Raw genomic sequence first — 11023 nt, 5'->3', positions numbered from 1 at the left:
GTCACTTCTCTACCTCTTGGAGTTCGCATAATAAATCCTTCTTGAATAAGAAAAGGTTCATATACTTCTTCAATAGTTTCACTACTTTCAGATACAGCAGTTGCTAAAGTTGATAATCCAACTGGACCTCCTTTAAATTTTTCGATGATTGTAATTAAAATTTTGTTATCCATTTCGTCTAAACCATGTGCATCCACATGTAATGCTTTTAGTGCAAAACGAGCAATTTCAATATCAATACTTCCGTTCCCTTTTATTTGAGCAAAATCTCGTACTCTACGCAATAATGCATTGGCGATACGAGGCGTACCTCTACTTCTGCCTGCAATTTCAATAGCTGCTTCCATAGAAATTGCCATGTTTAATATGGCGGAGCTGCGTTGAACAATTGTAGTTAACAATTCGGTATTGTAATACTGCAAACGACTTTGTATGCCAAAACGCGCTCGCATCGGAGCTGTTAAAAGACCTGAGCGTGTTGTTGCGCCTACTAAAGTGAATGGATTTAGATTTAGCTGAACTGAACGTGCATTGGGCCCTGACTCAATCATGATGTCGATTCGAAAATCTTCCATAGCAGAATATAAATATTCTTCAACTATAGGGCTCAAACGATGAATTTCGTCAATAAATAAAACATCTCGTTCATCAAGATTTGTTAACAAACCTGCTAAATCGCCTGGTTTATCTAAAACTGGTCCAGATGTTATTTTTATTCCAACACCTAGTTCATTCGCTAAAATATTAGCTAATGTAGTTTTTCCTAAACCTGGAGGACCATGAAATAAGGTGTGGTCTAAAGCTTCCCCTCTAAGATTGGCTGCTTGAACAAATATTTGAAGGTTTTCAAGCACCTGCTCTTGTCCTGTAAAATCATCAAACGAAAGCGGTCTCAACTTTTTTTCTAAGTCAAGTTCTTCGTGGTTATATTTTTCGTTTGTAGGATCTAGGTTTTCGTTCATATAGCAAATATAAAAAAAGTTTGTATAAAAAAACCTTTCCGAGTTGGAAAGGTTTTTTTATATTATTTTTTAATCTTAATGATGTAATTCTTCTTCACCTTCTTTTAAAGGAACCGTTTGAGGCACAAAATCTAAATCATGACCTGGTTTACTATAATCATATGGCCAACGGTGTACTTCAGGAATTTCTCCTGGCCAGTTTCCGTGAATATGTTTAACTGGTGCTGTCCATTCAAGAGTATTAGATTTCCAAGGGTTCATTGGTGCTTTTTTACCTTTAAATATGCTGTAAAAGAAATTCCAAAAGAAAACAATTTGAAAAGCAGCTCCTACTATAGCAAAAATTGTAATTAAAATATTAACGTTTGCTAATTCATCGAATAATGGAAACGCTGTGTTACTGTAATAACGTCTTGGTAAACCTGCCATTCCAATAAAGTGCATTGGAAAGAAGACTCCATAAGCACAGACTGCGGTAACCCAGAAGTGTATATAACCTAAGTTTTTATTCATCATTCTACCAAACATTCTTGGGAACCAATGATAAACTCCGGCAAAGAAACCATACAATGCTGAAATACCCATTACCAAGTGAAAGTGAGCTACAACAAAATAAGTATCGTGAACATTGATGTCTAAAGTACTATCTCCTAATATAATTCCTGTTAAACCACCAGTAATAAAGGTAGAAACTAATCCGATAGAAAATAACATCGCAGGATTTAGCTGAAGGTTACCTTTCCAAAGTGTTGTGATATAGTTAAATGCTTTTACAGCCGAAGGAATTGCAATTAATAAAGTTGTAAACGTAAACACAGACCCTAAGAATGGATTCATTCCTGATATAAACATGTGATGACCCCAAACGATAGTAGATAAAAATGCAATAGCTATAATAGATGCAATCATGGCTCTATAACCAAAAATTGGTTTTCTAGAATTTGTTGCAATAACTTCAGATGTTATACCCAATGCAGGTAGTAAAACAATATATACTTCAGGATGTCCTAGGAACCAAAATAAATGTTCAAATAAAACGGGTGAACCACCTTGATAATGTAAAACTTCTCCACTAATAAATATATCCGACAAAAAGAACGATGTTCCAAAACTTCTTTCAAAAATTAATAGTAACGCTGCTGAAAATAATACAGGAAAAGATATTACACCAATAATGGCTGTTACAAAGAAAGCCCAAATTGTTAAAGGCAATCTTGTCATTGTCATTCCTTTTGTTCTTAAATTAATAACAGTTACAATATAATTTAATGAGCCCATTAAAGATGATGCAATAAAAATAGCCATTGAAACCAACCATAAAGTCATTCCTAAACCAGAACCTGGTATAGCTTGAGGCAAGGCACTTAAAGGTGGATAAATTGTCCAACCGGCAGATGCAGGCCCTGTTTCTACAAAAAGAGAACTTAACATAATGATACAAGAAACAAAAAACATCCAAAAAGATAACATGTTCATGAATCCTGATGCCATATCTCGTGCGCCAATTTGCAATGGAATAAGTAAATTACTGAACGTTCCACTTAAACCTGCCGTTAAAACAAAGAATACCATTATAGTACCATGAATAGTAACTAATGCAAGATAAATATCGTTTCGCATTACTCCACCTGGAGCAAAGTTTTCACCTAAAAATATTTTAAAAATTTCAAAAGATTCTTCTGGCCATGCAATTTGCATACGGAAAAATAGGGACAAAAGAACCCCAACAATACCCATTAATAGACCAGAAATTAAATATTGCTTAGCAATCATTTTGTGATCTATACTAAAAATATATTTAGTAATAAAAGTTTCTTTATGATGACCGTGTTCGTGTGACATAATTATATTATTTGAAATCTTCTATATTATTTTACAACTTGTGCAATAGCTGTTGCTACTTCTTTTACTTTTTCTATTTCTGATGTATTTGCATCTTTCCAAACCTTTCCAAAAGTAGTTTTGTCAGACAACCAAATTTTAAAATCTTCTGGAGTATCAACCACAATTTTCATTTGCATATTGTAATGTGATCGACCACAAATTTTATTACAAAGCAATAAATAATCAAATGTATAAGGATCTAGAGCTTCTTTACCTTCTGCAATTAATTTAACGCTTTTTTCAGCTCTAATTTTATTAATTTTTTTTACTTTATATATTATCCCTTCATCTTTACGCATTTCAGCTGTAGTAACTGTAGGTGTAAAGTTGAACTCTGTTACCATACCAGGAACACAATTCATTTGCGCTCTAAAGTGAGGCATATAAGCCGAGTGAAGAACGTCTTGAGAACGGAATTTGAAAACTACTTTTTTACCTTTTGGCAAATGCAGTTCTTGAACCACAATGTCATCTTGTGAGTTTGGATCTTCAACATCTAACCCTAATGTATTTATACCTTCAATATATCTTACATTAGCTTTTCCAAGAGTGTTATCGTCACCAGCATATCGTGCTTCCCAACCAAATTGTTTAGCATATAATTCTACATACATAACGTCTTCTTCATCTTCAAAATACATTATTTGATTCCACGTATACAATCCATACAAAATTAATACAGATAAAACAATAACTGGTATAATAGTCCAAATTACTTCTAATTTATTACTGTCAGCAAAATATAATGCTTTTTGACCTTCTTTACCTTTGTATTTAAAAGCAAAATAATGCAATAAAAACTGAGTAACGGTTTGAACAAAAAATATCAATAACATTGATATATTCATCAAGCTATCTACTTCTACTCCATGTTCAGATGCAGGTGTCCCTAAAACAAATTCACCCCAAGCTATTAAACTGTATATAGTAAAAATGTATATAAATCCTAAGAAACCAAACATTATATATCCATTAATGTTATTGTCCTTATCGTTAGCTACTTCAGAATCATCTGAGACTTCACCAACTTGAGTTAATTGAAATATTTTAGTCAGTTGCCATACAGCAACACCTATTAAAACTAAAACAATACATACCAATAAACTTGTCATTTGTTTATTTCTTTAAATATTAATAATGAAAATGTTTGCTTTCTTCTGTATATGGAAATCTTTTGGCAATAAGAGGCGCTTTTGTTAAAGCGTTAAAAACTACCAAAATAAATAAGCCTGCAAAGAAAAGTATTGAACCAATCTCTGATGCGCCAATATACCATTGATCTCCAACTGTTGCTGGCATAATCATATTGAAGAAATCTAAATAGTGACCAAACAATATTACTGTACCCGCTCCAATAAGCACCCAAGTTAAACGCTTAAAATCAGCGCTCATTAGAATTAAAAGTGGGAAAATAAAGTTTAATGCTAGCATACCAAAAAACGGCAAGTTATAGTCTTTAATACGCGTTACGTAATACGTAACTTCTTCTGGAATATTTGCATACCAAATCAACATAAATTGAGAGAACCATAAATATGTCCAAAAAATACTAAAACCAAACATAAATTTTGCTAAATCATGAATGTGGCTTTTGTTTACTTCTTCTAAAAGCCCTTTAGATTGAAGGTATAAAGCTACCATAGTAATTACAGTAACAGCACTTACAATAAAACTTGCAAACACATACCATCCAAATAAAGTGCTATACCAATGAGGATCTACAGACATAATCCAATCCCAAGACATCATTGATTCTGACACTATAAAGAAGGCTAAAAATCCTGCAGATAGCTTAAATAATTTTTTATAATTTGAATCATCTGATGATTCATCCTGAGCCAGGGTTAATTTTCTAGAATAATGTCTGTATAAGTTCCAACCACCTATAAAAATAGCAGCTCTAATTAAAAACCACAATGGATTTAACCATGCTTTTTTACCAAAAATTAATTTGTCAAAATCTTCATGAGCAGGGTTCATTACATCAGGATTTGCCCATGCAAACATATGATTCCAATGCAAAGCACCTGCGACCAACAGTAAGAAAAGGATTATAGATCCTGGTAATAAATATGCTGTAATTCCTTCCATTATTCGTAACAAAACTGCAGACCAACCAGCTTGTGCAGCTACTTGAATAGCATAGAATGCTAAAACGCCTAATGTTAAAAGCAAAAAGAATATACATGCTACATAAAATGCCGACCAAGGTTTGTTTTGTAATTGATGAAGAACATGTAGAGCGTGTTCATCGTGTTCTGTATTTGCATGAACCTCGTGTGTTTCAGTCTCAGTATGAATTTCTTGATCATGATGCTTCGCATCAGAATGAACAACGGCGTGATTATCGTGCGTTTCATGAACATCTACAACTGTCTCTGCATGACCACCATGATGGCTTTCGGCCAACATATTTTGTACTTCTTCAATGGTTTTTGGTGTAGATAAATATCCATACGCAATCCCTATTATCCCTAAAGCTATAAGGATAAATGAAAAAGTTTTTAATTTACTTGAAAAAGTGTACATATCTTTTATTATCAAAAAAGTGTTTTACAATTATAATTCTGATTTCAATTTAATCACATAATCTGCAACTTGCCATCTTTCTTGTTGACTAAGTTGGTTCGCATGTGAACCCATTGAATTTAACCCATAGGTTACTACATGAAAAATGCTTCCTGCAGTAACTTCTCTATCTTTATAGCTAGGAACTCCAAGAAATTTTTCTCTTTCAACTAGTATTCCTTTACCATTTCCTTTTTCACCGTGACAAACTGCACAATAAATGTTAAATAATTCTTTTCCTTTTTCAGGATTTAAAGCCATTGAATCTAAAGACGAGCCCATGGTTTTTGAAAGAGCATAACCCTCAGGAGTGTTTGGTATTTCATAAGGAACAAATCCTCTTTTTATAGCACCTTCTGGCACTAATTGTCCTTCTTTTCCATTTTTAAATGCATTACTTTCTGCGTAAGTTTCATACCCTACAGACTGATACATGTTTGGAAAAAATTGGTAGTTGGGTTTTAAATTATCTTTACATGAAATTACCATTATTGATAAACCGACTACAACTATTATTTTATATAAGCTTTTCATATTGTGTATTAATGCTTTTCTATTACTTTTACTTCAACTGCACCCGTAGATTCGAAGAAAGAAACTAATTCTGACTCGTTATCGTGAATTCCAACTTCCATTAAAAAGTGATCATCAGTTGTTCTTAGGTCTGGGTTTTCAGCTTTTTTAAATGGCCATAATTTACTTCTCATATAAAAAGTTATTACCATTAAATGGGCTGCAAAAAATACAGTCATTTCAAACATGATGGGCACAAATGCTGGCATGTTTTGCAAATATGTAAAACTTGGTTTTCCACCTATATCTTGAGGCCAATCGCTAATCATTATGAAATTCATCATTGCGGTAGCGACAGAAATTCCAACTATTCCATATAAGAATGATGCAATTGCAATTCTTGTTGGTGCTAATCCCATGGCCTTGTCTAGACCATGCACTGGAAAAGGTGTATAAACCTCTTCAATATGATGATGCGCAGCTTTAGTCTTGTGAACTGCATCCAACAATACATCATCATCATTGTATATAGCGTGTATAACTTTATTACTCATGATATTTATTAATGATTATCTGAATTATGATCGTGTTCTAGTCTTGCTCTCTTGAAATTATCTCCAGATGTTTTCAATATCGTTTTTACTTCTGCCTGAGCAATAACTGGGAAACTTCTAGAATATAATAAAAATAATACAAAGAAGAATCCTATTGTTCCTATAAAGATACCCGCATCTACAAAAGTTGGTTGAAACATAGTCCAAGATGATGGTAAATAATCTCTGTGCAATGATGTAACAATAATTACAAAACGCTCAAACCACATTCCTACATTTACGACTATTGAAATGATAAAAGAGAATGTAATGCTTGTACGCAATTTTTTGAACCACATAAATTGAGGCGAAAATACATTACAAGACATCATTAACCAATATGACCACCAGTAAGGACCTGTTGCTCTGTTTAAGAATGCGTATTGCTCGTATTCAACACCAGAATACCAAGCTATAAACAATTCTGTAATATAAGCGGTTCCTACTATAGAACCCGTAATCATAATTACTATATTCATTAATTCTATATGTTGAACCGTAATATAATCTTCAAGATTAGATACTTTTCTCATAATGATAAGCAGGGTGTTTACCATTGCAAATCCAGAGAAAATAGCTCCTGCTACAAAGTAGGGTGGCAAAATTGTTGTGTGCCATCCTGGTACTATTGAGGTTGCAAAGTCAAAAGATACAATTGTGTGAACCGATAGTACTAAAGGTGTTGCTAAACCAGCTAATACTAAAGATACTTCTTCAAAACGTTGCCAATCTTTTGCTCTACCACTCCAACCAAAAGACACAATACTGTATATTTTTTTTGTAAATGGCGTTACAGCTCTATCTCTAATCATTGCAAAATCAGGTAATAAACCAGTCCACCAGAATACTAATGATACCGATAAATAGGTAGAAATTGCAAAAACATCCCAAAGTAAGGGTGAGTTAAAGTTTACCCATAATGAACCAAATTGATTTGGAATAGGCAATACCCAGTATCCTAACCATGGACGACCCATGTGAATAATTGGGAATAAACCTGCTTGCATTACAGAAAAAATAGTCATGGCCTCTGCAGAACGGTTAATAGCCATTCTCCATTTTTGACGGAATAATAATAATACTGCCGAAATTAAGGTTCCTGCATGACCGATACCAACCCACCAAACGAAGTTTGTGATATCCCATGCCCAACCAATTGTTTTGTTTAATCCCCAAGTTCCTATACCTGTAGTTATGGTATACGCCATACAACCTAATCCCCAAAGGAATGCACAAAGTGCGATTGTAAAAACGGTCCACCAAAGTTTGTTTGCCCTACCTTCAACAGGTCTTGCAACATCTACTGTAACGTCGTGGTAAGATTTGTTTCCTACGACTAAAGGTCTTCTAATGGGTGCTTCGTAATGAGACGACATAATCCTTTATATTGTTGTTAATTAAATTTTTTCGTTATCGTTTGAAACTTTTACGTGATAAAATACGTTAGGTTTTGTTCCGACACTTTCAAGTAAATGATACATTCTATCGCTATCTGCCAATGCAGTTACTTTTGCTTCTTTATCATTGACGTCTCCAAAAACCATAGCTCCACTTGTACAAGCAGAAGAACATGCTGTTTGAAATTCTCCGTCTTTGATTTCTCTACCATCACGTTTGGCGTCTAGAATTGTTTTTTGTGTCATTTGAATACACATTGAACATTTTTCCATAACTCCACGTGAACGCACATTAACGTCAGGATTAAGAACCATACGGCCTAAATCATCGTTCATGTGATAATCAAACTCACTGTTTTTATTGTATAAGAACCAGTTGAAACGTCTTACTTTATATGGACAGTTGTTTGCACAGTAACGAGTACCTACACATCGGTTATATGCCATTTGGTTTTGACCTTGGCGACTGTGCGATGTTGCAGCAACAGGACAAACTGTTTCACATGGTGCGTGATTACAGTGTTGACACATTACAGGTTGAAAAGCAATTTGAGGATTTTCTGATGGATCTTCCAATCTTTTAAGCCCTGGAACAGCAGCGTTAGCTTGACCATCACCAAATAAATGATTTACAACACCTAAACCTTCAAAGCTTTCTTTTTCTTCAACATCTCCAGCAAATGTATCTTGATGCGAATAATATCTGTCAATACGCAACCAATGCACATCTCTACTTCTTCTAATTTCGTCTTTACCTACAACAGGTACGTTATTTTCGGCATGACAAGCAATAACACATGCTCCACAACCTGTACAAGCATTTAAATCAATCGATAAATTAAAATGATGACCAATACTTCTATCAAAAGACTCCCATAAATCGACTGTTGTAGCCGGAACTTCTTTATGATCTAATGAAACCATTGGTGTTGGATTCCAAACTTCAGAGTTTTCTTTTACAAAAGTACTTAATGTGGTTTCTTTGATGATATCACCTCTACCCATTAATGTGTTTTGCAATTGAACACAAGCAAATTCATGCTCTCCTTCTACTAAAGTAAGAACAGCTGATTGATTTGCATTTAAGTTTGTATATAATTGATACGCATTTACACCTACTTGCATTTCGGTTTTCATGCTTTCTTTTTTACCATATCCAAAAGCTAAACCTATAGTTCCAACAGCTTGACCGGGTTGAATGATGACAGGCACATTTTTTAAAGTAATAGTTCCAACTTTAATATCTGTATAACTTCCGTTTAAACCTCCGTTAGCAACATTCCAGTTTTTTAGTTCATATTGTTCCGCATCTTTTTTGGATACCGTAACATAGTTATCCCAAGAAACTCTAGTAATTGGGTCAGGAAACTCTTGCAACCATGGATTGTTTGCTTGTTGCCCGTCTCCCAAACCTATTTTTGTATATAAAACCAAATCTAAACCAGTAGATTTTGCAGCAGCTAATTTAGAAGCAGAACTTCCAAAATTAATACTTGCAGCACTTAATGTCCCAGCTGTTGAAGTTACAAATCCATCATGAACCGTTTGATTCCATGATTTTCCATTTAAATTATTAGAAGCAAATGCTTTTAAATAATCATGGTAAGAAGTTGGGTTTTCTGTTAAAGATAACAAAACTTCTTGAAATTGTTTGGTATTAAATAATGGGTTAATTGTTGGTTGTTGAATGCTATAATTACCTCTAGTTAAAGCTACATCTCCCCAAGATTCTAAATAATGTGGAGTTGCTGCTGCAATTGTCGTTAAACTTGATGTTTCATCTTCTTTCATTGAAAATGCAACAGATAATTTTGTTTTATTTAAACCTTCAACAAACTCTTTTGCGTTTGACAACGTATAAGCTGGATTAACACCACTCATTAAAAGTGTATGAATTTTTCCTGCTTTTAAGTCAGAAACCAATTGGTTTACTTCTTTTGCATTTCCTTTTCTAGTAAGTATTGCATTTGAAGTATTAAAAGATTCTGAACTTAACGTATTATTAATAGCTAAAGTTAGCATTTGAGCATCTACATCGTCAAGACCGCAAAGTAAAACTCCTTTTGAACCTGCTGCTTTTAATTGTTGTGCTGCTTTTACAACATCGGCTTCATAGTTTTCAATTTTTGATGTTCCTGTTGAAGTCCCCAAAATCAAATTGTATATTTTAACTAAAGCTTGTTTTTGATTGGCAATCGTTAAGGGTATTCTTTTATCTGCTTTTGCACCAGCCAAAGACATGTTCGCCTCTATTTGTATGTGCTTAGACATTTTTCCGTTTTTAGGAACTCTTCCTTGTGCATATCCTGCATCAAATCCGCCTCCTTGCCAATCTCCTAAGAAATCTGCACCTACAGCAACTATAACGTCTGATTTAGATAAATCATAGTTAGCTAAAGCTCTAACGCCATAAACCGACTCAAATGCATCTAAAGCATTTGACTCTGAAACGGCATCATAAACCACATGGTTTACATTTTGATATTGAGATTTTAAATCACTTATTAAAGCATCCGTAGAAGGACTCGCTGTAGTATTTGTTAAAACTACAATACGTTCTCCTTTTGCTTTAGCATCTTCAAGACTTGATTTGATTTTAGCACTTACCTCAACCCAACTAGCATCTTTCTGATTTATTTTTGATGATTTTAAACGAAGACTATCATATAAGGAAAGAACAGATGCATGAACTCTTGCATTTGCTCCAGATTTTGCTCCTTCTAAAGTATTGTTTTCTACTTTGATAGGACGACCTTCTCGAGTTTTGATTAAAATATTAGCAAAATCAAAACCATCAGCCATTGTGGTTGCATAGTAATCTGCAATGCCTGGTATAATTTGTTCAGGTTGAAGTACATAAGGAATTGACTTTACTACTGGACCTTCACAAGCGGCTAGTGATGCTGCTGCTGTGCTAAATCCAACGTATTTTAAAAAGTCACGACGAGAAGTAGATGATGAGGATAAATTATCTTTATCTCCTAAAAACTCATCTACAGGAATTTGCTCCACAAACTCGTTGCTTCTTAGCTTCTCAACAATAGAACTATTTTCGTCTAGTTCTTCAACACTTTTCCAGTATTTTATGTTTGATGCCATTGTATAT

At 34.0% G+C, this 11023-nt stretch carries 8 protein-coding genes; all 8 read right to left on the bottom strand.

What is annotated here, in order from left to right; all coding sequences use genetic code 11:
• Positions 1–962 (bottom strand): Holliday junction branch migration DNA helicase RuvB (gene ruvB, locus AABM47_RS02410; RefSeq protein ID WP_338409330.1); only part of this gene is annotated, 962 nt, incomplete at its 3' end.
• Between the two features lie 75 nt (positions 963–1037).
• Positions 1038–2804 (bottom strand): cbb3-type cytochrome c oxidase subunit I, encoded by a 1767-nt coding sequence (locus tag AABM47_RS02405; RefSeq protein WP_338409329.1) that lies wholly within the window; start codon positions 2802–2804, stop codon positions 1038–1040.
• A 26-nt stretch (positions 2805–2830) separates the two neighbouring features.
• The gene (locus AABM47_RS02400) at positions 2831–3958 is read right to left on the bottom strand and encodes a cytochrome c oxidase subunit II (RefSeq protein ID WP_338409328.1); all 1128 of its coding nucleotides are present in this window, start codon (positions 3956–3958) and stop codon (positions 2831–2833) included.
• A 19-nt stretch (positions 3959–3977) separates the two neighbouring features.
• On the bottom strand, positions 3978–5375 hold the full coding sequence (locus AABM47_RS02395; RefSeq protein ID WP_338409331.1) for a quinol:cytochrome C oxidoreductase: 1398 nt from the start codon (positions 5373–5375) through the stop codon (positions 3978–3980).
• Between the two features lie 30 nt (positions 5376–5405).
• Positions 5406–5948, bottom strand: coding sequence for a cytochrome c (locus AABM47_RS02390; RefSeq protein WP_338409327.1), 543 nt, complete (start codon positions 5946–5948; stop codon positions 5406–5408).
• Positions 5949–5956: 8 nt separating this feature from the next.
• Positions 5957–6481, bottom strand: coding sequence for a DUF3341 domain-containing protein (locus AABM47_RS02385; protein ID WP_338409326.1), 525 nt, complete (start codon positions 6479–6481; stop codon positions 5957–5959).
• Positions 6482–6489: 8 nt separating this feature from the next.
• Positions 6490–7896, bottom strand: a complete 1407-nt coding sequence (gene nrfD, locus AABM47_RS02380) for an NrfD/PsrC family molybdoenzyme membrane anchor subunit (RefSeq protein WP_338409325.1) — start codon at positions 7894–7896, stop codon at positions 6490–6492.
• Between the two features lie 21 nt (positions 7897–7917).
• Positions 7918–11016: a TAT-variant-translocated molybdopterin oxidoreductase gene (locus AABM47_RS02375; RefSeq protein ID WP_338409324.1), complete on the bottom strand. Its 3099-nt coding sequence runs from the start codon at positions 11014–11016 to the stop codon at positions 7918–7920.
• Positions 11017–11023 lie beyond the last annotated feature (7 nt).

This window comes from uncultured Flavobacterium sp. (assembly GCF_963925415.1).
Lineage (GTDB): Bacteria > Bacteroidota > Bacteroidia > Flavobacteriales > Flavobacteriaceae > Flavobacterium.
Note: the sequence above shows the minus strand (reverse complement) of the source record. Positions and strands in the feature narration are given on the sequence as shown.

What these genes read in the sequence shown, in the direction of transcription:
- AABM47_RS02375 (WP_338409324.1), bottom strand. Translation starts at nt 11,016, where the DNA reads ATGGCATCAAACATAAAATACTGGAAAAGTGTTGAAGAACTAGACGAA.
- AABM47_RS02405 (WP_338409329.1), bottom strand. Translation starts at nt 2,804, where the DNA reads ATGTCACACGAACACGGTCATCATAAAGAAACTTTTATTACTAAATAT.
- AABM47_RS02395 (WP_338409331.1), bottom strand. Translation starts at nt 5,375, where the DNA reads ATGTACACTTTTTCAAGTAAATTAAAAACTTTTTCATTTATCCTTATA.
- nrfD (WP_338409325.1), bottom strand. Translation starts at nt 7,896, where the DNA reads ATGTCGTCTCATTACGAAGCACCCATTAGAAGACCTTTAGTCGTAGGA.
- AABM47_RS02400 (WP_338409328.1), bottom strand. Translation starts at nt 3,958, where the DNA reads ATGACAAGTTTATTGGTATGTATTGTTTTAGTTTTAATAGGTGTTGCT.
- AABM47_RS02390 (WP_338409327.1), bottom strand. Translation starts at nt 5,948, where the DNA reads ATGAAAAGCTTATATAAAATAATAGTTGTAGTCGGTTTATCAATAATG.
- AABM47_RS02385 (WP_338409326.1), bottom strand. Translation starts at nt 6,481, where the DNA reads ATGAGTAATAAAGTTATACACGCTATATACAATGATGATGATGTATTG.